The 26,978-nt window shown below is 60.6% G+C and carries 22 protein-coding genes; 13 read left to right on the top strand and 9 right to left on the bottom strand.

All coding sequences use genetic code 11. The features are described from left to right. Window positions 1–144 precede the first annotated feature (144 nt). Window positions 145–1,359 carry a transposase gene (locus RBH22_RS17245; RefSeq protein ID WP_306678555.1) on the top strand — a complete coding sequence of 405 codons (1,215 nt, stop codon included), beginning with the start codon at window positions 145–147 and terminating at the stop codon, window positions 1,357–1,359. A gap of 137 nt (window positions 1,360–1,496) precedes the next feature. On the opposite strand, the gene RBH22_RS17240 is transcribed toward RBH22_RS17245, so the two are convergent. Then, entirely contained in the window at window positions 1,497–1,727 is a 231-nt protein-coding gene (locus tag RBH22_RS17240; RefSeq protein ID WP_306678553.1) for a hypothetical protein, read from the bottom strand. 423 nt (window positions 1,728–2,150) lie between these two features. Between RBH22_RS17240 and RBH22_RS17235 the strand changes: the two genes are divergently transcribed. Further along, entirely contained in the window at window positions 2,151–3,137 is a 987-nt protein-coding gene (locus RBH22_RS17235; protein ID WP_306678551.1) for a hypothetical protein, read from the top strand. 25 nt (window positions 3,138–3,162) lie between these two features. Here the strand turns inward: RBH22_RS17235 and RBH22_RS17230 are convergent, their stop codons facing one another. From RBH22_RS17230 to RBH22_RS17215, 4 genes are all read right to left on the bottom strand, one after another. Further along, window positions 3,163–5,358 carry a PAS domain S-box protein gene (locus RBH22_RS17230; protein ID WP_306678549.1) on the bottom strand — a complete coding sequence of 732 codons (2,196 nt, stop codon included), beginning with the start codon at window positions 5,356–5,358 and terminating at the stop codon, window positions 3,163–3,165. A gap of 289 nt (window positions 5,359–5,647) precedes the next feature. After that, the gene (locus tag RBH22_RS17225; protein ID WP_306678547.1) at window positions 5,648–5,863 is read right to left on the bottom strand and encodes a hypothetical protein; all 216 of its coding nucleotides are present in this window, start codon (window positions 5,861–5,863) and stop codon (window positions 5,648–5,650) included. Then, a complete protein-coding gene (locus tag RBH22_RS17220; RefSeq protein ID WP_306678545.1) occupies window positions 5,864–6,475 on the bottom strand; it encodes a helix-turn-helix domain-containing protein in 612 nt (203 codons plus the stop codon). 111 nt (window positions 6,476–6,586) lie between these two features. Beyond that, entirely contained in the window at window positions 6,587–6,985 is a 399-nt protein-coding gene (locus tag RBH22_RS17215) for a RidA family protein (protein WP_306678543.1), read from the bottom strand. A 306-nt stretch (window positions 6,986–7,291) separates the two neighbouring features. On the opposite strand from RBH22_RS17215, the gene RBH22_RS17210 reads away from it, so the two are divergent. The 5 genes from RBH22_RS17210 to RBH22_RS17190 all read left to right on the top strand — a co-directional run bounded on the left by RBH22_RS17210 (window position 7,292) and on the right by RBH22_RS17190 (window position 15,427). Continuing rightward, the gene (locus tag RBH22_RS17210) at window positions 7,292–8,380 is read left to right on the top strand and encodes an iron transporter (RefSeq protein WP_306678541.1); all 1,089 of its coding nucleotides are present in this window, start codon (window positions 7,292–7,294) and stop codon (window positions 8,378–8,380) included. Window positions 8,381–8,617: 237 nt separating this feature from the next. Continuing rightward, complete coding sequence (locus RBH22_RS17205) at window positions 8,618–8,983, top strand: response regulator (RefSeq protein ID WP_306678539.1); 366 nt, start codon at window positions 8,618–8,620, stop codon at window positions 8,981–8,983. Beyond that, window positions 8,980–10,071 (top strand): HEAT repeat domain-containing protein, encoded by a 1,092-nt coding sequence (locus RBH22_RS17200; protein WP_306678537.1) that lies wholly within the window; start codon window positions 8,980–8,982, stop codon window positions 10,069–10,071. Before RBH22_RS17205 ends, RBH22_RS17200 begins: the two co-directional genes overlap by 4 nt. Then, window positions 10,068–11,498 carry a glycosyltransferase family 2 protein gene (locus RBH22_RS17195; protein WP_306678535.1) on the top strand — a complete coding sequence of 477 codons (1,431 nt, stop codon included), beginning with the start codon at window positions 10,068–10,070 and terminating at the stop codon, window positions 11,496–11,498. The genes RBH22_RS17200 and RBH22_RS17195 overlap by 4 nt, the downstream gene beginning before the upstream one ends. A gap of 26 nt (window positions 11,499–11,524) precedes the next feature. After that, window positions 11,525–15,427 (top strand): PAS domain S-box protein, encoded by a 3,903-nt coding sequence (locus RBH22_RS17190; protein ID WP_306678533.1) that lies wholly within the window; start codon window positions 11,525–11,527, stop codon window positions 15,425–15,427. 154 nt (window positions 15,428–15,581) lie between these two features. On the opposite strand, the gene RBH22_RS17185 is transcribed toward RBH22_RS17190, so the two are convergent. Next, the gene (locus RBH22_RS17185; protein WP_306678531.1) at window positions 15,582–16,379 is read right to left on the bottom strand and encodes a hypothetical protein; all 798 of its coding nucleotides are present in this window, start codon (window positions 16,377–16,379) and stop codon (window positions 15,582–15,584) included. Window positions 16,380–16,659: 280 nt separating this feature from the next. On the opposite strand from RBH22_RS17185, the gene RBH22_RS17180 reads away from it, so the two are divergent. The 4 genes from RBH22_RS17180 (at window position 16,660) to RBH22_RS17165 (ending at window position 21,639) form a co-directional block, all read left to right on the top strand. After that, the gene (locus RBH22_RS17180; protein WP_306678529.1) at window positions 16,660–17,877 is read left to right on the top strand and encodes a transposase; all 1,218 of its coding nucleotides are present in this window, start codon (window positions 16,660–16,662) and stop codon (window positions 17,875–17,877) included. Between the two features lie 102 nt (window positions 17,878–17,979). Continuing rightward, complete coding sequence (locus tag RBH22_RS17175; RefSeq protein ID WP_158599356.1) at window positions 17,980–18,126, top strand: hypothetical protein; 147 nt, start codon at window positions 17,980–17,982, stop codon at window positions 18,124–18,126. A gap of 232 nt (window positions 18,127–18,358) precedes the next feature. Further along, window positions 18,359–19,471 (top strand): NAD(P)-dependent alcohol dehydrogenase, encoded by a 1,113-nt coding sequence (locus RBH22_RS17170; protein ID WP_306678527.1) that lies wholly within the window; start codon window positions 18,359–18,361, stop codon window positions 19,469–19,471. A gap of 248 nt (window positions 19,472–19,719) precedes the next feature. Continuing rightward, entirely contained in the window at window positions 19,720–21,639 is a 1,920-nt protein-coding gene (locus RBH22_RS17165; protein ID WP_121570078.1) for a beta-CASP ribonuclease aCPSF1, read from the top strand. A gap of 240 nt (window positions 21,640–21,879) precedes the next feature. Here the strand turns inward: RBH22_RS17165 and RBH22_RS17160 are convergent, their stop codons facing one another. Beyond that, window positions 21,880–22,281 carry a helix-turn-helix domain-containing protein gene (locus tag RBH22_RS17160; protein ID WP_121570079.1) on the bottom strand — a complete coding sequence of 134 codons (402 nt, stop codon included), beginning with the start codon at window positions 22,279–22,281 and terminating at the stop codon, window positions 21,880–21,882. 738 nt (window positions 22,282–23,019) lie between these two features. Between RBH22_RS17160 and RBH22_RS17155 the strand changes: the two genes are divergently transcribed. Beyond that, on the top strand, window positions 23,020–23,169 hold the full coding sequence (locus RBH22_RS17155; RefSeq protein WP_306678524.1) for a hypothetical protein: 150 nt from the start codon (window positions 23,020–23,022) through the stop codon (window positions 23,167–23,169). A gap of 3 nt (window positions 23,170–23,172) precedes the next feature. After that, window positions 23,173–24,213 (top strand): sulfite exporter TauE/SafE family protein, encoded by a 1,041-nt coding sequence (locus RBH22_RS17150; RefSeq protein WP_306678522.1) that lies wholly within the window; start codon window positions 23,173–23,175, stop codon window positions 24,211–24,213. Between the two features lie 361 nt (window positions 24,214–24,574). Here RBH22_RS17150 and RBH22_RS17145 read toward each other — a convergent pair whose 3' ends face one another. Together RBH22_RS17145 and RBH22_RS17140 are read right to left on the bottom strand one after the other, a co-directional pair. Continuing rightward, entirely contained in the window at window positions 24,575–24,868 is a 294-nt protein-coding gene (locus tag RBH22_RS17145; RefSeq protein WP_306678520.1) for a hypothetical protein, read from the bottom strand. 796 nt (window positions 24,869–25,664) lie between these two features. Further along, complete coding sequence (locus tag RBH22_RS17140; RefSeq protein WP_306678518.1) at window positions 25,665–26,840, bottom strand: inorganic phosphate transporter; 1,176 nt, start codon at window positions 26,838–26,840, stop codon at window positions 25,665–25,667. Window positions 26,841–26,978: the final 138 nt, after the last annotated feature.

The raw sequence follows: 26,978 nt of genomic DNA, 5'->3' as shown, positions 1-26,978 counted from the left end.
AGGTCATCTTTCTACAAGCGGGAAACCCCGCCGTTCACGGCGGGGAGGAACGCGACACGGTGAGAAAACAACCGCCGTTCGGTGGCTGACCGACTCCCCACACCAAACGCAACTTATATGAATGTGAGGTGCTACATATGAAATATGGCGGAGGTGCGTCGCACGGTTGTCGTCAAACTCGATATGGACGACAGCGACGCGACTCTCCTCCACGAAACCGTCGAGGAGTATCTGTGGGCGTGCAACTACGTCGTCCGAGACGCGTGGCGGGACGACTACAAGCCCACCTCGAAAACAAAACTCCACGACCGGACGTACTCCGACGTGCGCGAACAGACACGGCTTCAAGCCAACCTCGTTCAATCCGCACGCAACAAAGCCGCCGAAGCCATCAAGGGCGTCGTCGCCCGCTGGCAGAACGGCAAGAAGGCGTCGCAACCACACTTCACGACGCCATCCGTCAGATACGACAAACGGAGCGCGACGTTCCACAACGACCGCGTATCCCTCTCCACGGTGAACGGACGTATCGAAGCCGAATACGTCCTTCCACCAGAGGGAGACAACCCGCACACGAAGTACCTCCGCGACGACGACTACGAGGTCACGGGTGCGACGCTTCAGTACCGCGACGCGACGGACACCTTTTTCCTCCACATCGGAACGAAGGCCGACGTGGAGTCCGAGATACCGGACGAAGGCGACGCCGAGAACAGCACAGTCCTCGGCGTGGACCTCGGTATCGAACAGATTGCCGTCACGTCAACTGGAATGTTCTGGAGCGGCGACTACCTCAATCACCGCCGTCGGGAGTACGAGCGGGTCCGTGGCGACTTACAACGGACGGGTACGGAATCAGCCCATCGGACCATCGAACGGCTGGGCAACCGAGAGACACGGTGGGTAGAGGACTACCTACACCGTATCTCGAAAGCAATCGTCCAAGAAGCCGTCGCGCACGGGTGCGACCGGATAGCCTTCGAGGAGTTAACGGACATCCGCGACCGGATGCCGGGCGCAAAGAAGTTCCATGCGTGGGCGTTCCGCCGCTTGTACGACTACACGGCGTACAAGGCCAAAGCGGAGGGTATCGACGCCACGCAGGTAGACCCGGCGTACACGTCCAAGCGTTGCTCGAAGTGCGGGACGACGCTGGACGAGAACCGTCCGTCGCAAGCGAAGTTCTGTTGCCAGAAGTGCGGCTACGAGGTCAACGCAGACTACAACGCGGCGAAGAACATTGGATTTCGGCTACTCCGTGCGGGGCAAAAGTCTCCGCACGGAGGGGCGACACGTCACCTCGCCCTGAAGTCGGGGACGCTGAACGTGAACGGCGGCTACTCGCCTGCCACCCAGTAGGGTCGGCCAGAACGGGAGTCCACCGACAAGCTCCGCCCTTTAGGGCGGAGAAGGTGACACACGTGTGTTTGGCCCGTATAATCAAAATAGTTCCCGTGAATTCGTGACTTTTCCCGTATTGGCGTCGCGCGTCGAAGCTATCGGTCTGAATCGGTCTCCGAGTCACCCTCGGACTTCGTGGGGAGGTTTCGCCGCTCCGAAACGTAGTACAGGATCACGACGAAGCCGACCGCGGGGGCAACGACGCCGAGCCAGTACACTTCAGGATTTTTGAGGTTGAGCCGCTTCGCGTCGACGTACATTACGACGCCGATCGGGAGTTGGATGAGGAGGGCACCGATCAACAGCAGCATCACCGGCTCGACCATTGACTGTGTACTACACGGGCCCGCTGGATTACTCTTCGGAGGAAGAACCGCACACTCGACTCAGGCGTCGCTCAGCGCAGCCGGTTCGCGGAGGGGTTACTGGCGTCTGTAGGCCAACCAATACGAGAGCGGGAGCGTGATCACGAGGATCACCAGCGTCGCCAGTACTTGGCTGTACACGTCCGGAGGCGATACCTGAGCAGCAATAGCGAATCCGAGTATAATCAGCGCGGATTCGTATGTAACAAACTGTGACCGGGACTGACTCACTACTGAGGCATTCGAAACCTCGGGAATAGTCCTATCGGTGAGGAGAATCGCCTGCTCACCAAGATACCTCTTCTTCCGGCCAGTACGGAGAAACACGCTCTTCGTGACGCGTTCGTCCGCAGGCTTTTGAGTTGGGGCGGGGTAACCAACGATATGACGTTCAGCGCGAGTTGGCACAACCTCCTCGAAAACGCGGAGGAGCTGCCGTCGGACGCGACACTCCTCACGCCACTGTCTCGAAAGCCGTTCCGGATCACGGACGTCCAGGAACACCGCATCCTCATCGAATATCGCGACGGCGACGACACGATCCCACTCCAACGCGAGCAGTTCGAGACGCTATACGGCCACGTCACCGACGGCTGGGGCGGCTTCAGTCTCGACAATCTGCCCTCGGACGCCGAACCCTACGCGACAGTTTTGAGTCTTCACCCGCGGTTCGAGATCGACGACCGAGAGGGGATGCTCGCGGAAACCGACACGCCGACGAGTTCTCCGTTAGTCGATGCCCACGAGGTCGAAACCGACGAGGACGACCGAGCCGAACCGGATATCTCCGTCTACGCCGATGCGCTGCTTCTCATCGACGCGCTCGAACGTCACGACCCGACAGACCTCGAAGGAATGGAAACGCCGGCACTGGTGAATCTGTACACGCTCCTCTCGGATGTCCAACGGAACGCCAACGACCTCCGGCAGGACGTACGGAGTGTGCTGCTCGCCCGTCTCCACCACGACCAGCCCGTCTCCGGGCAGTATGGGTCGGTCCAGCGGACGTCCCGGCGCAACCGGACGCTGAAAGATGACGACGAAGTACTGGAGACACTGACAGCGGCCGGGATCGACCGTGAGCGCGTGACCAGTGTGGACGCCAGCAAGGTCGACGACGCGCTCGAAGTGACGGAGCTCTCGGAGTCGGACGTCTACGAGATCGAAGAGAGCGAGTACGTGCGGAAAGCGGACGTCGACGACGAAAGCAAAGAGACGCGCCTGCAAGGGCTGAAAGACCAACTGGCCGCCACCGACGAGGACACAGCGGACCTCCAGGCTGAAATCGAGGAGTTAGAACAGCGGATCGACGATCTCACGAGCTTCGACTCCGCGGCATCGTTCCATCCCGCAGCAGGCGAGAAGTCGTAGCTGGGACTTGCTCAGCTCAGGGGATTTACGTATCAATCTCGATGTCGGTGATCTCGAACCGGGCCCCGCCGTCGTGTCCGTCTGTGACACGGATTTGCCAATTATGAGCAGTGACTACCTGTTCGACGATGCTCAGCCCGAACCCAGTTCCTTCCGATGACCTCGAATACCCGGCCTCGAACACCACATCACGCTCGCTGGACGGAATCCCCGGCCCGTCGTCCTCAATATAGAACCCGTCGTCTAGTTCGCCAACCGTCACAGTCACGTCCGCCCCGCCGTGTTCGATTGCATTACGAAACAGGTTCTCAAACACCTGCTTGAGGCGACTTCTGTCGGCCCGAACACCGCGATCGATATTAGTGATCAATACCGCCTCCTTCGTCTCGACGTTCTCCCAGCAACTATTGATCATCGTGGCGAGATCGACCGGCTGAGCATCGGTCACCTCTCTCCCTTCCCGGGCTAGCGTCAAGAGATCATCAATCAGTGCCTCCATCCGGTCAAGTGCTTGTTCGAGGCGGTCGAGATGTTCGCTGTCACACTCTTCGGTGGCCAGTTCGAGTCGCCCGGTAGCGACGTTCAGCGGATTCCGAAGGTCGTGTGAGACGATACTCGTGAACTCTTCGAGCCGTTCGTTCGCACGCTTGACCGACTCACGTTCGGTGATGTCCATATACATCGCTACCGTCCCGATAATGTCGTCGTCAGCGGTGCGGCGCGGAACCGCACGCAGAATCGTCTCGATAACCTCGCCATCGTTAGTCACCAAGTCACGTTTCTCTCTAGCGAACTGTCCGTCAAGCGAGCGGCTGTATCCCCCCGATAGCAGACTCTCCGATGACTCGGGCGTGTAAAAATCCGCGAGCTTGCTGCCGATGATCGCATCCTCATCGTAACCAAGGGTCTCGACGAACTGACTGTTGCAGTCCTCGATGATTGGCTGTCCATCTTCGGATCGCGTGAAAATCGTCATCACTGGGGCTTCCTCAAACAGTGTTCGGTACTGGACTTCGTATTTCGTCGCCAGTTGCTCCAGTTCCTCGGTTTGTTGTTCTAGCTGGCGCTCGCGTTCTCTCCGTTCAGTGATGTCGCGGGCGATGCCGATGATCCCCGTCGGCTCTTCGTCGTCGTTCGTCATCCGAACACCTCTGAACTCGTGTGGGACTTGTTGCCCGTCAGTAGTCGTGATCTTGGCTACCGTTACGTGTGAGCCGGTCTCTAGAATCTCCTGTATTGAGTGGCTAATTGCCTCGCGGTGCTCGCCTTCGAAGAACTCAAGCGCGTTCATCGATCCAATCTCCTCGTCGCTGTAGCCGGTTAGCTCTGGCAGCTTACTGTTCCACCGTTGGAAGTTGCCGTCTGTGTCGACAAAATAGAAGATATCTTCCAGCGTATCGAGGCTCCGCTGGATGAAGACCTGCTCTTCGTGGAGCTCTTGTTCGCGCTTCTTTCGTTCGGTGATATCCTGAAACTGGGAGAAGACGGCCACGACCTCGTCGTCCTCATCGGTCACGACGCGGTTATGCCATTCGCAGATAACTCGGTCGCCGTCCTTTTGGATGTTCTCGTTGACGCTTCGATATCCTCCTTGGTTTTCGAGAAGGTCAGACACAACATCGGCTATCTCATCCCGGTCGGAGTCAGGAACGAACTTCTCCCAAGACTGGCCGAGCAAATCAGCGCGGGTGTACCCGAGGATGTCCTCAGCTACATCATTCACACGGACAATGTTGAACTGGTCGTCCCATTCGACGACGCCGAGCGGAGACTGCTCGAAAAACAGGTTGAGACGCTTCTCTCGTTCGGCGAGTTCGATTTGGGCGTAGTAATTATCGACCGCGTTCCGGATACGGTTTGCAAGCACGGTGTACTGGCTGGTCCCGGCTTTTTTCTGCAAGTAGTCAGTGACACCTGCCGAAATGGCGTCACTGGCGACTTCTTCACTACCCTTGCCGGTATAGAGGATGAAGGGAAAGTCAGGATACTCCTCTCGGACAGCCTGCAAGAATTCGAGGCCATTCCGTGTTGGCATCTCGTAATCGGAGACGATACAGTCGAACGGTTCGCTGCCTAGACGATCAAGCGCCTCATCTGTGCTCGTTTCGACCTCGACGTCGAATCGGTTGTTTTCGCGTTCAACAAACGTCGCCGCCATCCGTGCGAATTCCGGATCATCATCCACATAGAGAGTTCTAATAGATCCGTTGTAGTTGTTCATTATCTTTGACTGACGTACTATACTCAAAATCGTTTTGAAAGGTGTCGGTTGACGAGAATAATCTCTAACGAAAATGCACTCATAGCGCTCCGAAAGCTTTGGTTCACTTAGCGTCCAGCATACGCGCGTTGTATCCAGCAAGCCGCACTCAACACAACTCTGTTTTTGACAGAAATGTCAGCGGCAATACGCACGCTTGTTCTGACGGCTGATTCGGTTGTGAGTTCGTGAAACAAACACCGTGACAAGTCGTCTATGACACTCTGTTATGGAGGGTTGTCAGCGTCGTTCAGGTGCTCCAGCGAATCCGTTTCGTACGCCCGTCGCAGAGGCTGTGGACCGCCCGGGCCACGATCATCGGATCCGTGGCGGTGATACAGGACTGCTCAACGTCGTCGGAGTGTGCTTCCGGTGGTCGGTGGAAGTGCCGCTGCGGAGCGTCCGGCTTCGGTGCGACGTCGTCTATCGGGCCGACGTTCCTCTCGATGTCCGTGTGCGGCGCCATCTACGCCATCTGGGAGGTGTCGTCGCCGAGCGCCCCCCGATCCCGTGCGGAGGTGCGCCCATCAGAGGCGCGGGCCGCGGCCGAGCGGCTGTCATCGGGATCGAAGTCGTAGAGCGTGAGCGCCGCCTGGGCGATCTCCAGGTTCTGCTCGACCTGCTGCCAGCGGGTCAGATCTCCCCAGCCCTCGTCGCCGGGTTCCAGTTCGAGCGTGAGCTCGTCGATGTCGGCCACATCGTATTGGTCCTGGAAGTCGCGGCGTTCCTCCTTGAGGTCCTGGATCGCCTGGCGAATCTCGTCTTTCGTGTGCTCGCGGTGAATGTCGGCGATCCGGCGCATCGCGAGCATCTGCGGGGCGCGCATATACCGCGTCCCGGACTCGGTCGTGATCGTCTTCACGCGGCCGGTCTCCGCCAACGCGGAGAGGTGCTTCCGCGCAGTCGGTTCGCTCACGTGCGCTCGCTCGGCGATCTCGCTCGCGCTCTGTGGCTCGGTCGTGACGTCGATGATCTGCCGGACACGCTCGAAGGTCGTCGTATCGGCCGTCCAGTCCTCGACGGCGGCCTCGTTGGCGTCGCCCTCCCAGCGGTCATCCGTGGATTCGGCGTCGGTCATTACATCCAAATACAGCGGTTGGCCGTAAATCTGTTTTGCTGGGGGAAACTATCTTTTGGCGGATCGCCAGCCGGGTATGGGCATCGTGACACCCGTAATTGCCCGGCTATCTCAAGATCCGTCGTCGTCGACGACAGCGACGGCCTCGATCTCGACGAGGAGTTCGGGGCTGATCAGCCGACTCACTTCGAGCATACTCGTCGCCGGTCGGATTTCACCGAAGTACTCGCCGTGGGCTTCGCCGATCGCCTCCCAGTCGTCGATGTCGGTGACGAACATCCGGGTTCGGACGACGTCCTCCAGCGACGCATCGGCCGCTATGAGCGCGTCCTCGGCGTTGGAGAGCGCCTGTCTGGTCTGCTCGTAGGGGTCGTCTTCGCCGACGATGTCGCCATCGTCATCGGTCGCGGTCGTACCGGAGACGTGGATCTGTGAACCGACTCTGACCGCGCGGGAGTAGCCGACGCGTGCTTCCCACTCGGTGCCGGAGGAGATTTGGCGGCGTTCCATACGTAGTGGATGCGTGGGGTGTGTGAAACCCGTTTTGAGAAAACGTCGGCGCTCAGAAAACTTGCTGGAGGTGTTCCGGTGCCTCATCCGGGACTTCGACCGGCGTAGAGACTGTCCGATGAAAGCGGTCGATCCAGTCGTCGCCGACCGGAACGACATAGAGACGCGTCATTCTGACTGAAGTACAAACTGACGTGTTATCGTAGATTGGGGGATTCGGTACATTCCTGATTGGTTCGGGTTTCCCGCGCCCGATTCGAGGCCTAGACCACAATAGGCATTTTTCGGGGCGTCGAACGGTCGGCTATGAACCGACGGACGTTGCTCCGGCGCGGTGCGGCCCTCGGAGGGACGGTCGCCCTCGCGGGCTGTACGGGGTTGTTCGAGACCCGAACGGCCGGGATTCCGCCGATCCCGGAGGACCGCCCGGACGCGATATACGTCCCGAGTCACGTCGAGGGAATGAAGATGGCCGGCACGGCCACCGACGGCGACTACGCGTTCGGTCTGCTGTACAGCTATCCACACCGGTTTTGGAACGTCAACGGCGACGCCGTCTCACTCACGCGGATTGCTGACGAAGACGACGTTCACCTGATGGCGAGCGTCTGGGATCCCGAGAGTATGACGGTCCTCCCTGACACGGGGCTCACTGCGGAGATCTATCAGGACGGCTCGCTGGTCTCACAGGAGGTCATCTATCCGATGCTCTCACAGCCGATGGGCTTTCACTACGGGGCGAACTTCGGGCTGGACGGCGATGGAACGTACACAGTCGAACTGAGCGTCGGCGCGGTGTCCACCCGACGGACGGGTGCATTCCAAGGGCGGTTCTCGGAGGCGGCCTCGGTGGAACTGCCCTTCGAGTACAGCCGACAGGAGCGAGACGACATCAGGATTCGACGACTGGGCGACGAGACCGCGACGCCCGGAGCGGTGGACCCGATGGAAATGGAGATGCTGCCCGCTTCGCTCGCGCCCCCCGAGAGCGACCTCCCGGGGGCGGTCGTCGGCACCGGGACGAGCAACGACGCGAGGTTCGTCGTGTCCGTCCTCGATACGCCGCCGGCCGGTATCGACGGCGACGGGCAGTACCTCGCGGTCTCCGCACGGACCCGGTACAATCGGAGTATCCTTCCCGCGATGGGCCTGGAGGGCGTCCTCTCGCGAGGCGGCGAGCCAGTCTACGAGGGGCCGTTCACGCCGACGCTCGATCCCGACTTAGACTACCACTACGGCGCCGTCGTCGACGGTGTCGAGCCCGGCGACGAACTCTCGTTGCGGGTCGTCGTCCAGCCGCAAATTGCACGGCACGAAGGCTACGAGACCGCCTTCGGCGGACTCGACGGCGGAATGCCGGACGTGACGCTCACTGCACGACGACTGCCGTCGTGAGTACGGTTCCGTATTCGGTAGCGGTTGCGGAACGACGATTCGAGAGTTCGCATCTATGTTATATCAACGAGCGAACATCTGAACTACGATCAACACATACCCCGACAGAAGCCACGGGGGTCCGGCCGATACTGCGGTTGGATCCGATAATTGTCTCCTACTCGTCTTAGGAACTTCTTAAAACGACTGCAAAACTACATTACACTCGGGATGTTAGGATTCCATAGCTAACTACGGATGCATTCAATCTTGATCGCTGACGATGATGAAGAAATTCGCGAACTTCTCACCTTCAAATTACAGAGCGGGTACGAGGTCACGGCCGCCGCTGATGGGCGAGAGTGTTGGCGCTACCTCGAGAACGCAACTGATCTCCCAGACTTGGTCGTGCTCGACGTTATGATGCCCGGGCTAAACGGGTATCGAGTCCTCGACCGGATGCAGGACGACGACCGACTCGCCGACATAGACGTCATTATGCTCACCTCCCGTGGAAAAGAAGACGACATCGTTCGTGCGCTTGAGTCTGGTGCGACCGATTATATGACGAAACCGTTCTCGGCGAACGAACTCATCGCCCGAATCAAGAGAGTGCTCGGATGAGTAGCAGCTCCGTCGTCTCCTCAGAGACGCTCTTGCTCCTCGGGGGCATCATACTGCTCCTCTTGACCACCGTTGCGACCCTTACGGTCTCTCGGTCGATCCTGTCGCAGCGGACGGATCGACGAGACGCGGAAGCGCTGCCACGGGTCCGCCAGACGCTCCTCGAGCGGATGGAGGCGACAGATCCGGAGTGGGAGGAGTGGGTGGAAGGGCTGAGTGCATCTGAACGACGTGTTGCGACCGACTTACTGGAAGACTATCTGCAACGAATCCGCGGCGGGGATCGGACGTCACTCCAACGACTCGGCTACGCGCTCGGCATCGACCAGCAGGCCCGACGGAAGCTCCACGACGGTGACCACATCGAACGCCGTTGGGCACTGCACTGGATTGCCCGACTCGATGTCGACGTCACGACAGCGACACTCGAAGCTACGTGCGGAGACCATCCGGAAACGAGAGCAGCAGCAGCCCGAGTGCTCTACGAACAGGAGCGTCCAGACGCGGCCCAGGCAGGCACGGCGTTGTTGCTTCGGGGATCCAGCCCGATGTCCGTCCTCGGCATCGATACGCTCTATCACCTGAATAAACTCTCTCCCGGCCCGCTAGTTACGTCTGCAAGAGGGTCGTACGACGAGTGGTCCGAGTCACGCCTCATTCAGGTGTTGCGGGTGATCGGGAAAGCTGGCCCTGTGAAGCCGCAGACGGATCTCGGGTGGATCGGCTTCTTATTCCTGAGCAACTCTCCGACCGTCCGAGCGGCAGCGGCGGAGTCCCTCTTCGGGTACGGCTGGCACAACGACGTTCGGTCCGTCGTCGAGGTTGATCAGGTGCGTACAGACGGGTCACCGCAGGTTCGACGGGCAGTCTATCGGATGCTCGGCAGTTGGGGCGACGAGGTATCGACGAACGCGCTCTGTGACGCCATCCGAACTGAATCGAATCCACGGGCAGCGATCGATGCAATTTCCGCCCTCGGCGAACGGAGCACGCGACTCCCCGAGAGTGAACTCAGTACCGCCAGTTCGGCGGCGAGAGACTGGGTCCTAGCCTCGACGGACCTGAGACATAGGGAAACAGTACGATGACGTCCCTGGGAGACGTATTATCCCTGTTCGGATGGGTCGTTCTGGGATATTACCTGTTGGTCAACGGTCTGTATCTGGTGGTGCACATCGCAGCGTTGTACGAACTCCGCGCCGATCTGAAAAAACGGGCCGTCGGATCGATGTTCCAGCAGTTTTCCTCACCGTTCTTTCCGGGCGTGACCGTCGTCGTGCCCGCATACAACGAGGAAGCTGTCATCGTCGAGAGCGTCAAATCGCTGTTGAACCTCAACTACCCAGAGACCGAGATCGTCGTCGTCAACGATGGATCAGACGATGCGACGCTTTCTCGTCTCCAATCGGCGTTCGATCTTCGTCCGATAGACGCTCCAATTCCGTTCGACGTTCCGAGCAAACCGATCGAGACCGTCTACCAATCCGGCGACGCCGCCAACCTCAAAGTCGTCGATAAGGACAACGGCGGTCGAGCGGACGCGGTAAACGCTGGTATCTGGCTCGCCGAACAGCCGCTGTTCTGCACGATCGACGCCGACTCGATCATCGACAGAGATGGGCTCTTGCAGGCGGTCGAGCCCTTCTTGGAGCGGCCCGAAGAGACCATTGCGACCGGCGGGACGATCCGCGCCGCAAACGGGTGCACAATCGAGAACGGCAGCATCGAATCGGTGGATCTCCCGAGAAACCGTTTGGCTGGCCTTCAGACGATGGAGTACCTGCGCGCCTTCTACTCGGGCCGGCAGGGTCTCGATCGGCTGAACGCCCTGATGTTAATCTCGGGCGCCTTCGGCGTGTTCCGGACCGACGTCGTCCGCGAGGTCGGCGGCTACGAGACTGAAAGCGTGACCGAAGACTTCGAGCTCACGCTCCGCTTGCACCGTTATTTCCGCGAGCAAGACCGGGAATACAACGTCGAATTCGTCCCGGAACCCGTCGTCTGGACGGAAGTTCCGGAATCGCGAACCGCGTTCAGTCGACAGCGACGCCGCTGGTATCGTGGACTCCTCGACACGATGGCCCGGCACCGACAGATGATTGGTCGACGACGGTACGGATCTCCCGGACTGTTCGGGTACCCTGCTTTTCTGCTCGCCGAGGTGCTCGGCCCGCTGGTCGAAGGGGTCGGCTACGTACTCGTGCCACTGGCGTTCGCGATTGGAGCAGCTGACGCGTCGTTCGTGCTTATGTACTTCGGTCTCACAGTCGGCGTCGGTGTGCTCCTATCGTGGTTCGGGATTCTCAGCGAGGTGTGGAGTTTCAGGCGGTACGACCGACCGAAGCAGGTCCTTCGCCTGTTGGGCGCGGGGATTCTCGAAAATTTCGGGTTCCGACAGTGGAAGACGCTGATCGCGTGGCGGGGCCTCTACGAGTACGTCCGTGGCGATACGTCGTGGGGAGAGATGCGCCGCTCCGGCTTCAATAGCGATTCGGCCGGAACGACAAACGATTGATAACGTCTCGGTAGTTAGCAACGACAATGCATCATACAGACCCCGGCAATCACGAGTCTATTCACGTTCTGTATGTTAACGACGACACTGACTTTGCCGAACTGGTACAGACGAAACTACTGAACATCTCCTCCGATTTCGAAGTCACGACTGTCGCTACGGCGGAGGCTGCACTCGACCAGCAGTATCCGTCTACTATCGATTGTGTCGTCACCTCGTATTCGTTGCCGGACGGGACGGGCACGGATCTCTTGGCGCGGCTCCAATCTGAACACGACGACCTCCCGACGATCCTGTTTACGGGGCGCGGAAGTGAACAGATCGCGAGCGAAGCGACGCGGGTGGACGTCTCCGACTATATCCCGATCCGCCCCGGCCAGAACAACTTCGAGCTGCTCGCACGCCGCATTCGGACGCTCGTCGAGGCGGCTCGAACGGAGGCGATGGCCGAGCGGATGTCTGATCGCTTCCAGCGGACACTCGAACGCGCGACTGACGCAATCTACGCTGTCGACAGCGAGTGGCGCATCGAGTATATGAACGAAAAGATGGCCAAACGCGTCGACCGTGACCCCGACACGATCGTCGGTGCCACACTCTGGGACGAGTTCCCCGCGATCGTTGGAACGGAACTCGAAGACCGATACCGAACCGCGATGGAGACTGGCGAACCAGCGTCCTTCGAACAGCATCTGGGAGACCCGTTCGATTACTGGGTCGAAGTTCGGGTCTTTCCCGACGACGACGGCCTGACCGTCTTTTCACGCGAAATCACTGCGGAGCGAGAGCGGGAGTTGGAGCTAGAGCGCAGCGAAACGATCCTGCAAAACATCCACGATACCGTGATCGTCCTCGACGATGCGGGAACTATCGAGTTTGCAAATGTGGCTGCGGAACGGCTGTTCGACGGTATGCGTCGGGGACAGGCCGAGGGACGACGGCTCGAAACGGTTATCAGTGACCGCGTCAGCGAATCCGACACGAAACAGCTCTCGGAGGTGGTCGAATCGACGCTCGACGACATCGAAAGCGACGGGGGAACACTTGGCCTGTACGACGCAGACCTGCGACTCGACGTCGCGGCTGGGAGCGACCAGCGCACGCTCGATGTTCGCGTCACGCCGTTCCGGAGCGGCACGGAGCCACGGGTACTCATCGTCGCTCGAGATATCACGAAACAGGGCGAGGCCAAGCGACAACTGGAACGAGAACGGGACGCACTCAAGGAACTCCAGACCGTGATGGCAAAGAGCGAGGTCCCGGTTGAGGCGCGCCTCGAAGAGCTACTCGAAGTCGGGTGTCGAACCCTGGGTCTCGAGGTCGGCATCGTCTCCCACATTCGAGGCAGCGATTACACGGTCGAGGCAGTGCACGCGCCGGATGCTGCGATCGAATCAGGAGACCGATTCGACCTCGAATCCACGTACTGCGAGGAAGTCGTCGAGCACGATGCGGTCTGCTCGTTTTCGGACGCCGTCGCCGACGGGAAAGAGACACACCCCGCCTACCGAGGTTTCGGGTTGGTGTCGTACATCGGCGCGCCACTCGTCGTCGACGGTGCCCGCTATGGGACGGTCAATTTCTCGAGTCACACGACGCGAGCCGATCCGTTTGGAGCGCTCGAAGAAACGTTTGTCGAGCTGTTGGCCGAACTCGTGAGTGCCGAACTCGCGCGGCGTCGAGACCAGGCCGAACTCGAACGCCAAGGGTTCCTGTTCGAACGAGTCCAGGACATCGCAGCTATCGGTGTCTGGGAGTACCACCCGTCGACGGGCGAACTCGAGTGGTCTGACGGCATCCGGCAGATCCACGGTGTCGACGAGGCGTATGAGCCGTCGCTTGAGGACGGCATCGAATTCTACCATCCCGACGACAGAGAGACAGTTGTGACGGCCGTCGATCGGGCGCTCGAGACGGGAGACCCATACGACCTCGATCTCCGAATCATTCGGAGCGACGGTGAGGTGCGTGACGTTCGGGCGTGGGGAGAGCGGGTCGACAGCGTCCAGCACACCGAGCCGGTGCTTCGAGGCGTGTTTCAGGACATCACGGAACGAAAAACCCAGGAGCGTGAGTATCGAGAACTCGCAGAGGAGTACGAAGCGTTACTCGACACATCCGGTGACGCGATATTCCTGCTCGACGTCGATACGGCTGGTGAAGACCCCTCGTTCGAGTTCGCTCGGCTCAGTTCTGGATACGAGACGCAAACTGGACTCGCAACCGACGACGCTCAGGGGCAGACGCCGCGAGAGCTGTTCGGCGACGAACGGGGTGCTGAACTCGAGACTAACTACACCCGATGTATCGAGCAACGTGAGCCGATCTCCTACCGGGAGGAGTTAGACTTCGCTGGCGACGCACGGTTCTGGGATACGACTCTCGCGCCCGTCATCGTCGATGACGAGATCGTCCGTATCGTTGGCATTGCCCGGAATATGACCGAACAGGTCGAACGAGAACGCGACCTGGAGACGACGAACCAGCGGCTGGAATCGCTCATCGAGGCGACGCCCCTCTCCGTGATGGAAATCAACGCCGACGGCACTGTCGTTCGCTGGAACGACGAGGCAGAGAATATGTTTGGCTGGTCGCAACAGGAGGTGCTCGGCGAGTTCAATCCGATCGTCCCGGACGAGTGGCGAGCCGAGTTCCAATCACACCGGCAGCGTGCTCTGGATGGCGAACGCATTCGTGGCAAAGAGATACGACGGAAAACGAAAGACGGCAGGACCCTGGACTTGCTCTTGTCGGTTGCTCCGGTTACCGCCCCGCAGGGAGAGGCGACGAGCGTCCTCGCCGTCTTAGAAGACATCACTGACCAGAAACAATTAGAGGAGAAGCTTCGCTCACTTCAGGAGACAGCCCAGCGGCTCAGCGGAGCCCAGTCGACTGAGGAGATCGGGGACATCGCTGTCGAGGCGGCCGTCGAGATCCTCGGGTTCGAACTCACCGGGATCTGGGAATATTCCGACCACACCGATGCACTTGTCCCACTAACTTCGAGTGCAGCCACCAGAGAAGTGTTCGGTGAGTTGCCGCGATTGGAGGCCGGAGAGAGCCTTCCTTGGAACGCGTTCGCGGCGTCGGAGCTGCGCATTTCCGATGACCTCCACGCCGAAGCGGCACTCGGTGACTCCGATACGGAACTCAGGAGCGGCCTGTTCGTCCCTCTGGGGGAGTTCGGGCTCGTCGGAGTCGGCACGACGCTCGAACAGACCTTCTCGGACACAGACATCGATCTATTCCAGATATTGGGTGCGACTGTCGAGGCGGCATTCGCACGTGAAAGTCGCGAAGCGGAACTGCAGCGACAGAACGAACGGCTCGACGAGTTCGCCAGTGTCGTCGCTCACGATCTCCGGAATCCGCTGTCCGTCGCCATCGGCTTTCTAGAAGTCGTCGAAGAGACGGGCGATCTCGACCACTTAGACCGTGTCGAGTCAGCGCACGACCGTATGGAGCGGCTGATCGACGACCTCCTCACGCTAGCGCGTGGCGAAACCACGATCACCGACCCCGAACACATCGACCTCGACACCGTAACCACGGAGGCGTGGGGCTACGTCGACACTGCCGACGCGACGCTGACCGTTTCTGATGCGGTTCCGACGGTGGCTGGCGACGCCAGTCGGTTGACGCAGTTATTCGAGAACCTCTTTCGAAATGCTATCGAACACGGAGGTGCAGACGTCGCAGTCGCCGTTGGGCCGCTCGAAGACCGTACTGGATTCTACGTCGAGGACGACGGTGACGGGATCCCACCAGCGAAGCGTGAGGAGGTGTTCGAACACGGCGTCACGTCCAGCGAGGGCGGGACTGGATTCGGACTCTCGATCGTGGCCGACATCGTCAAAGCGCACGGCTGGACCGTCAGTGTGACAGACGGATCTAATGGTGGCGCACGGTTCGAGTTTGTGATCGAGTGAGGCGTCGTCGTCTCTCGTTGCCCATCAGTCCAAGATGCCCCGGCTCATCCAACCAGCGGTCGCACAGCTGGTGTGGCTGGAGAACGATGCCGCACCGAGAGCGGCGACACTCGAGAGGCCACCTTCGTACTCTCTTTTGATCGCGTCAACCCGATCACGATGTACTTGGACATCCCAGCTGCCAGATTTCGTCCTCGTCGAACTCGGGCCGGCGTACCGACGTCGGTTCCTCGTATCCGGCGAAGTCGAACGTCACTGTCGCCGTCGCTGTCGCCCCACTATCCGCGACTTCGATCTCGCGTTGTGCCTGCACCGGTCGATGGGTCTCGCTGTCGAGCCAGAGGGTCACCGTCGCGTTCTCGATATTCGCGTCCTGGATCTCGGTTGCACTCGCTCCCCGAACGTCGGGCACTGCCCGCAGGGCCTGTTTCGAGGGATACCCGACGACGACGACGGTCTCGGTTCCGTCGATGACCTCCGTTCCGCGCCAGTAGACGTTCGTTTCGTTCAATACCGCCAGTTGCTGCCCGACGGGCGTATACGTCAGCCAGGACCGCGACTCCGAAAGGTTCTGGCGCTCCCACCCCATCCGAGCGCATTCGGTGTACGCCGTGTATCCGGAGATATAGGCCCGTTTGGGCGCTGTTTGTCGCGTTCGGATCGTGCCGTCGACGTCTTCGATTCCCGTCGTCGCGTTCATTCGCCGTCCGGCGACGTCGACGGCGACGTTTCCGGTCACCGCGAGCGTGACGGAGTCGTCGCTTTCGGACGCCGACAGTGTTCCATCGACTGTCGTCCGATACGACCTGACGTCGGCGGTGGCGTTCTGACTCCGATTCAGCGCGTCTAGGGCACGTTGGTCGCTGGGCGGCTGCTCGGGTGCTGTCAGTCCGAGACAGCCGCTCGTGAGGATGAGGAAGCCGACGAGTGCGGCGGCGAGTGGAGGGCGCATCGACACGGCGTTCGAACAAGAGCGCTAAAAGTTTTGCATTGACAGGTTGCCCCCGACCGGGGCGACTGCGTGCGCGTGACCAGCGGACGAGCGGGCGAACGCTATGATAGAGTAGCATTTGCAACTATAGCTCTCTCGCCGCTTCACAGGCGGTACGAGGCGGAAGCCCCCGACCCTTGAGGTCGGGGAGGAAGCCGACACCTGATGCCACAAACCACGCTACGATGACAGGCCGACTCCCAAACATATAAGTAACACCAGCCATATATGTGAAACCACAGTGGAATACCGTCGTACCGCCGTCATCAAACTCGACACTCCCGAAGGAGCCGACGCTTCCCTTCGAGAGACGGTCGAGCAGTTCAAACACTGCGCCAACACCGCATCTGAGTGGTGCTGGCACGGCGACGACGGCTACCACGTCACCTCAAAAGCCAAAGCTGAACGCGCCCTCTACGACCGACTCCGCGACGAAACCGACCTCACCGCGAACCTCGTCCAGAAAGGGATTCGCAGGGCAGTCGAAGCCGTCAAAAGCGGAGTCTCTCGTCTCGAACGTGGCGAGAATACATCACAACCGCACTTTTCTGCCGATAGCGCGGTCTACGACAAGCGGAGTGCGACGTTCCACCGCGACCACGTTTCGCTTTCGACCGTGGACGGGCGCGTCGAGTGCGACTACATCCTTCCCGACAACTCGGAGACGCCACCCACGAAGTACGTCTCCAACGAGGATTTCGAGTTTCGGATGGCGCACTTGCAGTATCGTGATGGTGACTGGTATCTCCACGCCTCAATGCGAAAAGTCGAAGCAGACGAGGAATCGTCCGAATACGAGTCCAAGCACAGAACAGTCCTTGGTGTGGATTTGGGCGTCAACAACCTCGCCGTTGCTTCGACGGGCCGATTCTGGTCGGCAGACGAGTTCAACCACTGGCGTCGAGAGTACGAGAAGCGTCGGGCCTCGCTCCAGCAGTGTGGTTCGCGTCACGCCCACGAAAACATCGAGAGCGTCGGGCAGAAAGAGTACGGACGGTTCGAGATATACCTGCACACGGTGGCGAACGAACTTATCGAGGAGGCCGTCGATAACAACTGTTCGCACATCGTATTCGAGGATTTGACCCACATTCGGGAGAACATCCCTGAGGCGTCGTGGCAACACGTCTGGGCGTTCCGACGCCTCTACGAGTACGTCGAATACAAAGCCAAAGAACACGGTGTCGAAGCCGTACAAGTTGACCCGCGAAATACGTCGAAGCGTTGCTCGACGTGTGGGTTTACCCACGACGATAACCGGAACGGGGAGTCGTTCGATTGTCGGCAGTGTGGGTACGAGAACCACGCCGACTACAACGCTTCCAAGAACATCGGTTTGCAGTATCTCCGTCGCAGGCAAAACGCAGGCGACGGAGGCGCACCCGTAGATGTGCGCTTGAATCGCGGGACGCTGAACGTGAGCGGGGAGTACGTGCCCCCTGCCTCGGTTGAGGCATAGAACGGGAGTCCACGCGAAAGCCTCGGGGCTTGACCCCGAGGCGATTTACCTCGCAGTGAGAACCGGCGAAAGGGATTTTTACACCAGCGTCAGATTCCGCGTATGAACAGCATCTTGCACACCGGACGGGAGGTGATCGGTGTTGGACCGATGACCGGAACACCCAGTGAACTCTTCCTCTCGCTGGTGGCCGTTTTGCTCGTCATCGGTGTCCTCGGATTCGTGCTCAAGCAGCAACTGGCGACCTGATCGCTATTGATCCCGAGCGTTCCCGACGCCGCCCCGACCACTACGGAACTGTGACTGTGAGTACTCATACTGTCGGACAGAACTATGTGAAGCGTATCGCCACCCCGTGGGTGCCAACCGACTTCACGAACTTCTGTCCGACAGTATCAGCCACTGCTTCGATCAGTCCGCTCGAACGGTTTTCCCCTATACGCTAACGTTTACCATAAATCGCTACGTAGTGGTATTCACGATGCAGATACAGGCTGCCGTCGTAAACGAGGAGGAAGGACCGTTCACCATCGAGGAGGTCGAACTAGAAGACCCGCAGGACAACGAGGTGCTCGTCCGCGTCGTCGGCGTCGGCGTCTGTCACACGGATATGATCGTCCGTGATCAGCTGTATCCGACACCGCTGCCGGCCGTGCTGGGCCACGAGGGATCCGGCGTCGTCGAAGCCGTCGGCGAGAACGTCACCGACGTAGAGCCGGGTGACCGCGTGGTAATGAGCTTCGATTACGACGACGAGTGCCCGAGCTGTCACGCCGGCCACCCGGCGTACTGCGCGGACTTCTTCGCGCACAACTTCTCGGGACAGCGACCCGAGGACGGAACGTCGCCCCTCTCTCGCGACGGTGAGGAGGTAAGCGGCCGCTTCTTCGGTCAGTCGTCGTTCGCGACACACGCGATCGCGACCGAACGGAACGTCGTGGCCGTCGACGACGACGTCCCGCTCGAACTGCTCGGCCCGCTCGGATGTGGTATCCAGACGGGCGCGGGCGCGGTGATCAATTCACTGAACCCGCAGGCTGGCTCGTCGATCGCTATCTTCGGGGCCGGTTCCGTCGGCCTCTCGGCAGTACTCGCCGCGGACCTCAAAGGTTGTACCGACATCGTCTCGATCGATCTCAAACCGAACCGACTGGAGAAAGCCGAAGAACTCGGCGCGACGGCGACGGTCAATCCCGAGGACGTCGACGACGTGGTCGAGGCCGTCCGAGAGGTCACTGGCGGCGGTGCCGACTACGCGGTCGAATCGACGGGCGTCCCGGACGTCGCCGAACAGGCCGTCGACGTACTCACCCAGCGCGGCACGCTCGGCGTCGTCGGCGCGCCCGCACTCGGCACTCGAGCGAGCTACGACGTCAACGACCTCATCCTGAACGGCCGGTCGATCACGGGCGTCGTCGAGGGCGACAGCAACCCCAAGGAGTTCATTCCGGATCTGATCGAACTGTACCGACAGGGTAAGTTCCCGTTCGACGAACTCGTGACGTACTACGACTTCGAGGACATCGAACAGGCGGTCGAGGACTCAGAGCAGGGTGAAACGATCAAACCGATCCTGCGCGTTAGCGAGCCTTAAACAGCCCCGCTTCCGCATTTCAAACTTTTTTGAGCGTCGTCGCGAGTCGCACGGAACGGCTCCCCGCAGTGAGCGCCTCGGCACTCGCTCTGACAGCGAAAAAAGTTTATATACTCTGTCGGATAGACGTAACTGAACGATTTCGTCCGTTCGGTCGTGTCGACGTTTCCGGCGCGCCCCATCAACAGACTTCCGGTGGTACGGGCCACGGATTTTGGTGGCTCTTGCCCACGGCTTTCCAGATATGTATGAGCACTAACGACACTACGGATCCGCTCGAAGCAGTTCGAACGCAACTCGAAAACGAGATTCCAGACGACCTCGTCGTCTCGCGCGTCGCCTACGAAGGCCCGGAACTGGTCATCTACACGGAGACGCCGCGAAAGTTCGCCGAGCGGGACGGCCTGATTCGCCGCCTCGCCAGCACGCTCCGAAAGCGGATTACGGTCCGCCCCGCCGCGGGCACCCAGCTAGATCCCGCGGAGGCGAAACCGAAGATTCTCGAACTGATCCCCGAGGAAGCGGGAATCACGAACCTTCAGTTCTATCCCGCGACCGGTGAGGTCCTGATCGAAGCCGAAAAGCCGGGTCTGGTCATCGGACGCCGCGCGAGCACCCTTCGTGAGATCACTCAGGAAGTCGGCTGGACGCCGGACGTCCTCCGTACGCCGCCGATGGAGTCTTCGACGGTCGACAACGTCCGCAACTTCCTGATGCAAGAGCGCGACGACCGTCGCGACTTCCTCGAACGCGTCGGCACGAGCATCCACCGCGAGCAGACGAAAGACACCGACTGGGTTCGTGTGACTACGCTCGGATGTTGTCGAGAAGTCGGCCGCGCGAGTTTCGTTCTCAGCACGCCCGAAACGCGCGTCCTCATCGACTGCGGGGACAAACCCGGCGCGGAGGGCGAGGTCCCGTATCTGCAGGTCCCCGAGGCGAATCCCATCGCCGACCTCGACGCGGTCGTGCTGACGCACGCCCACCTCGACCACAGTGCCCTGCTGCCGCTACTCTTCAAGTACGGCTACGACGGGCCGGTCTACACCACCGAACCGACGCGGGACCTGATGGGCCTGCTCCAACTGGACTACCTCGACGTCGCCGCCAAAGAGGGGCGAACGCCGCCGTACGACTCCGAGATGGTCCGCGAGGAACTCAAACACACCATCACCCTCGATTACGGCGACGTCACCGACATCGCGCCTGACATCAAACTCACGTTCCACAACGCGGGCCACATTCTCGGCTCGGCAGTCTCACACTTCCACATCGGGGACGGATTCCACAACGTCGTCTTCTCCGGCGACGTTCACTACACCGACACGCGCCTGTTCAACGGCGCCTCGAACGACTTCCCGCGCGTGGAGACGCTCGTGATGGAGTCGACGTACGGCCGCCGCGACGACTACCAGACCGACCAGGAAGACTCCGAGCGAAACCTCCTCGAGATCATCAGAGAGACCCACGACCGCGGCGGTAAAGTCGTCATCCCGGCGTTCGCCGTCGGGCGCTCCCAGGAGTTGATGCTCGTCCTCGAAGAGGCGATGCGCGAGGGCGACCTCCCGACGATGCCGATCTACCTCGACGGGATGATCCGCGAGGCGACGGCTATCCACACGGCCTACCCCGAGTTCCTCCGTGACGGACTCCGCGATCGGATTCTCCACGAGGACGAGAACCCCTTCCTCGCAGAACAGTTCCAGCAGGTCGACGGCGGCCAGGAGATGCGCGAGGAAGTCGCCGGCGGCGAACCCTGTATCGTCCTCTCTACGTCGGGGATGGTCACTGGCGGCCCGATTATGTCCTGGCTCGAACTCCTCGGCAGCGAGCCCGAAAATCAGCTCATCTTCGTCGGCTACCAGGCGCAGGGCACGCTCGGCCGGCGCATCCAGAGTGGGCGACGCGAGATCCCGTTCAGCGACCGCGGCGGCCGGAGCGAGCAGTTGACGCTTCGCCTCGGCGTCGAGTCGGTGAGCGGCTTCTCGGGCCACGCCGACCGCAACGGCCTCGAGAACTTCGTCGGCACGATGAACCCGCGTCCCGAGGAGATCATCTGCGTCCACGGCGACGAGGCGTCGACGGATCAGCTCTCATCTGGACTCTATCAGAAGTTCGACGTGCGTACGTACGCGCCCAGAAACCTCGAAACGTTCCGGTTCGACTGAGGACTCACCGTTCGGAAGCGGTCACACGCCCGGTGGTGCCGTGTCGGTTCGGCGCTTCCCGTGGGCGCGCACTCCATCTATAGCGGTCTTACAACTGATAGGGATTATCGTAACTATTCGGAGATTCTCGCCGTACCGTCCGGCGAGAAATCTATGCGGACTTACGATAATTCCTATGAGAAACGCGGCAGCGCCGACAGAGAGTCGAGACGGATAGAGAGTAGACGGTCGGCCGTCCGGCTAGCTCTCGACGGCCATCTCGGAGTCCTGGCGCTCGTATTTGTCCTCGAACTCCTGGATGAGTTGGCCCATCTTCGCGTACCAGTCGTTGAGCATCCGCTGCATACTGTCGGAGATCTGCTCTGCGTTCGCCGGCGAGTAGACGTGGTAGTAGCCGCCCTGCTCGTAGTTCACCTGCTCTTTCTTGATGAATCCAGACTGGAGCAGCCGCTGAATCGAGCGGTACGCCGTCGAGCGCTCGCGGTCGACGATCTCGGCGATCTCGTCGACGGTGAGGGGTTCGTCAGCCTGTACGAGGACCTGGAAGCACTCTTTGTCGAGTTGCTTGAGGCCGTGGAAGCATTCTAGCAGTCCCTCGCACTCCATATCCTGTCGAAGTTGTTCAGACATCGAGTCGGGCATTGTCACTATCCTGCATTACGCGCTGCGTGCATAAAAGATTTGTTTAGGTTCTCCACAATTCTGTGTACGCAGACAATCGGTGCAGATTGCCTTGATCTCTCTTTCAATCTAAATACAAATACGCCAGCAGAAGAGTTCAGGATGGCCTAAAACAGTAGATCTACGTAATCGGTATCCACGTAGATAGGTGCAAAATTTGCACAAATTATTAAATAGATTGATATTTCTACTGCCAGTGTTGAGAATGACCTGTGCATTTCCGTCTGACCTCGGCGTCGAGTAATTCGTGGTGGGTACACGGATGCCTCCGAACAAATGACGCTCGAACGACTATTCCCTGCTCCGAAAGAACCCGCAATAATTAGTTTTAAATTCAGCACAAGTGCAATATCGGCGCAATATTTTGCACCTTCTGTACACGACTCTCGACCGGTCGGACGAGTGCGACTCTGTTGTCTTTCGGGTTTCCCTTCCCCCGATTAGGTCGAATAATTACTTTGGGTCATTGGGATTCACTGCGCGATCACGCGCGCAACGACGCACACCACAGGACGCCGTGTTGACAACGAGACTGGCGGTTTTCGGACGTATAGCTACCCATAACTTATCACCAACCACACGTGGGTTAGCTAGATATAGTATTGTATCCTGATCCCAATACCGTTAAGTGCACGCACCGGTTATCACCAGTTGCGCAGAAATCCATGAAATTCGCAAGATTCCACGAGGTGGCTCTCAATGTTCGGGCTTGAGAACGCTGCCGGCCCCACGGGCGCAGCGATGCTGATCGGCATTGTGCTCGTCGAGGCCCTCCTGCTGTATGTTGGGTATGGTGTACTCGAAAGTGTCCTCGGGCCGACGATTGCCCGCGCCCTGCGGGGTGACTAACCAATGGAGCTGCTAGGTGTCGCCGTGAGTATGCTGGCGATGTTCGCCGGCTTCGGGGTACTGATCGGTCTCCTGTTCGGCTTCTTCGGAATGGGGGGTTCGTTCCTGGTCACGCCGGCCCTGCTCGTTATGGGCTACAGGACAGACGTCGCAGTCGCGTCCGGCCTGGCGTTCGTCTTCGGGACGTCCGTCATCGCCACGCTGAAACACCGCGACCTGGGTCAGGTCGACTACAAACTCGGCGTGCTGATGATCGCCGGGACGACTGCCGGCATCGAAGTCGGGAAGATCGGGTTGCACTGGCTCCAGGACATCGGACTGGCTAACACCGTTGTGAGCATCGCGTACGTGGGGCTCCTCGGTGGCATCGGTGTCTTCATCACCTACAACGCGCTGAAAAGCGACGGTGAAGGCGGCGTCAGCCACGACGCCGAAGATATGGACGTCGAAGAAGCGGCCGAAGACATCCCCGACATCGCCAAGAAGATTCAGTCGTACAACATTCCCCCGATGATGGGGATCAAGGGCGGCCTCAAGGTCTCGCTGTGGATGATCCTCGGCGTCGCGTTCGCGACGGGGCTGCTCTCGGGCTTCCTGGGCGTCGGTGGCGGTTTCATCCGGATGCCCGCGCTGTTCTACCTGATCGGCGTGCCCGTCCCGGTCGCTGTCGGGACCGACCTGTTCGAGATCGTCTTCTCGGGCGGGATCGGGAGCTTCCTGTACGCGATGGACGGTGCGGTCAACCTCTCGATCGTCGTCCCGCTTCTGGCGGGTAGTGCGCTCGGTGCCCGGCTCGGTGCCGCGGCGACGAGCCTGGTCGAGGAGGACGACATCAAGGTCTACTTCGGTATTATGCTGCTGCTCGGCTCGATCGCTGTTGCGGTCCGCGAGATCGGCGGCGTTATCGAGATGCCCGTCCTCGACGCCGTGTCGCTGGCGATCATCGTCGGCGCTGCGATGCTCGTGAGCGGTGCAGTCGTCGTCAGCTCCATCCGCGAGCTCCGCGCTCAGGGCCCCACGGCGACGGCACAATCTGCTGACTAACGTCTGAGAACTTCTTCTGTTTCGCCCCTGCTGAGCGGCTTCTGTTTTCTCTGTTCTCCGATCCGCTATTCACACGATGGGGAGCCTCGCGTATGTGCGACGCTTTCCCGCTGACTGTCTCTTCCGTTTCTCGCTCCGCTTCGATTCTTGCTCGATCTCGAACGCTATCTCGATTCTCGCTCGGTCCCGTAAGCGGTTTCGTCTCGACCGCTGTCCTCCTTGCACCCTGCTCTTCTGTCCCCCGGACGGCGGCGTCAGATGAGCAGGCCGAGACAGCTCGGCCCCTGCCCGCGGTGACTCCACGTCGCTGGGGCTCACGTTCCTGCACCCCCTCAGACACCATCCGGTTCGACGTAGCCGCTCACACGGCGTCGTCGGGGGCGTGGCGTTCCCGCATCCGTTCGGTCTCTTTCGCGTATCGGTCGCGCGTCTCGGCGTCGTCGACCGTGCTGAGATCCTCGGCCTCGACCTCGATCGCTGCGGTGACTTCCGGGACGGTTCCACTGAAGCGGTTGAACGCACGCTCCTTCTGGTGGTACTGTGCGCCGTCAGGCGTCGCGTAGACGAGCACCAGTATGTGGGGCGCGTCGGCGGAGAACGTCCGCTCGACCATCCAGACACGTTCCGTCTCGGCTGTGGATTCAGCGTGGCTCATAGTTACACGTACGACAACTGAACGATCAGCGGTTGTGATCGATCCCGACGAGTGAGAATCTGCCTTCCTCCTTCGGTTCCCGAGTCCAGAGGAACCTTTCAACGGTCGGAGACGTTCCCCACCCTCTCTCGGCTTTCGACTCGATCGGCGTCACCTTTCGGTCGGTGGGTGTGGGCGCAGGCGGGTTCCCTGCCGCGCTGCTATCACACTATAGTAGCATTTGCAACTGATTGCTCATCCGACCGCACGACAGCGTACGATCGGATGCGTGATGACTTGCAAATGCTACTATATCTCCGCCCTCTGGCCGTGCCCAACTCGTGGAAGCGACGCGCCTCATCGTGACCTCTGAGGTGAGGCGCTCTGTCTGTCTTGCTCGACGCGTCGTCTTGCCAGTCGGCTCCGTCTACTCTGCCGCGGCGTGCTCCCACTAGGAAGGCCGCAGGCCGTCGGTACGCCGTCGCCTGCCCGGATCACGAGTCCCTATTCCGATCGCCGACTGTATTCGAGCGTTGGCTGTACGAATGCCGTCGCAGCCCTGTACTGTCTCGCGACCGCTGCTCGGTCTTTCGTCCGCCCACAGCCTGCTGTTCGCTTTTGTGATAGAGCCCCCGCTAAGTCACGTCATCTGGACCGTGCTCTCTCGACTCATCTCGCGTGGCGGCCGCTCTCCATCTTGCGGGTCGTAACCTACGAACGGCTCTCCGTGGAGGCGTCAACTGAGCGTGGGCTCTTCGGAGTGGATCCGTTGGGCAGCGGAGTCCGTCGAGCGGAAGAATCCGTCGGGCAGACGGCGTTACAGCGCCGCGACCGCCGTCAGATAGGCAACGACGAACGCGAGCACCAGCGATCCGATCCAGGCACCTACCGTGAGGAGGATCTTTCGCAGATCGACGACGTCACCACCGCCGACGGCTGCACCGCTCCCGACGATCCCGCTGACGATGATCTCGTTGAACGAGACCGGGACGCCGAGTAACACGGCAGTCTGGGCGATCAGAAACGACGGGATCAGCGTCGCGATCGAGCGCCGCGGCCCGAGCGAGGAGTAGTCCTGCGACAGCGACTTGATCATCCGGGGCGCGCCGGTCCACGACCCAACGAGGATTCCGAGGCCGCCTCCGACGAGCACGGCGAACGTCGAGACGAATTCGATCTCGTCGGCGAGCGGTAACAGCGGGCCGACGGCGAGACCGACCTGGCTCCCGCCCGCGGAGAACGCCACGAGCGACCCGAGCGCCAACAGGACGCGTCTGAGACCACCGTCGCGGTCGCGGTTCACGTCCCAGTGGACGACGAGCGCAGTGGCGAGGGCGACGGCGAGCGTCGCGCCGCCGACGGCGATGGCACGGTCTACCGGGAGCGCCCGCGCCGCTGCCTCGGCGATCGATCCGGGCGCTCCGTGCGGGCCGAGCGTGGGAAATTCGAGGTTCGTGATCACTGCGCCGACGAGCGCCGTCAGGATCGGGACGCTGAATCGCTCGGGAACGTCCTCTCGGGGCAGGACGCTCGCGATGGCGTACGCGATTCCGCCACCGACGACCGGCGTCGCGACCCAGACCAGCCCGATCTGCTGGTACTTCGCCCACGCGGGCGCACCCCCGAGCGCGAGTCCAACGCCGACGACCGAGCCGGTGACGGTGAACGCGGTCGCGATCGGGTAGCCCGTGTAGATACCGATCGCCATCAGTCCCGCGCCGATCAACAGCACGAGGATCACGCCCGTCGCAGGCAGGGCGACGCCCTCGATCAGGCCGCTTCCGACCGCTTCCGAGACGTTCGCGCCCTGCGTGACGGCGCCGACGAAGCCGAAGATGCCGACGACGAACGCAGCGCGCATCGTCGAGATCGCGTTGGCTCCGACGGCTGGAGCGAACGGCGTCGCGCCGCTCGATCCCGCACCGACGACCCAGGCCATAAACAGGCTAGCGATACTGGCGACACCGAACAACAGGAGTACAGCTACGTCCATCGTATTCGAGGAAAGTGGGAGGGGGAAGGGAGTCAGCGATCGCCGACTGGAGGGCGATCGACTCGCGTTGTGTATGAGTCAGCGCCCGCCGACGGCACCGAAACGGGGCCGCTCGGCGAGCGTTAGTTCCACCGACTT

Source organism: Halobellus sp. H-GB7, from assembly GCF_030848585.1.
GTDB lineage: Archaea > Halobacteriota > Halobacteria > Halobacteriales > Haloferacaceae > Haloquadratum > Haloquadratum inordinatus.
Note: the sequence above shows the minus strand (reverse complement) of the source record. Positions and strands in the feature narration are given on the sequence as shown.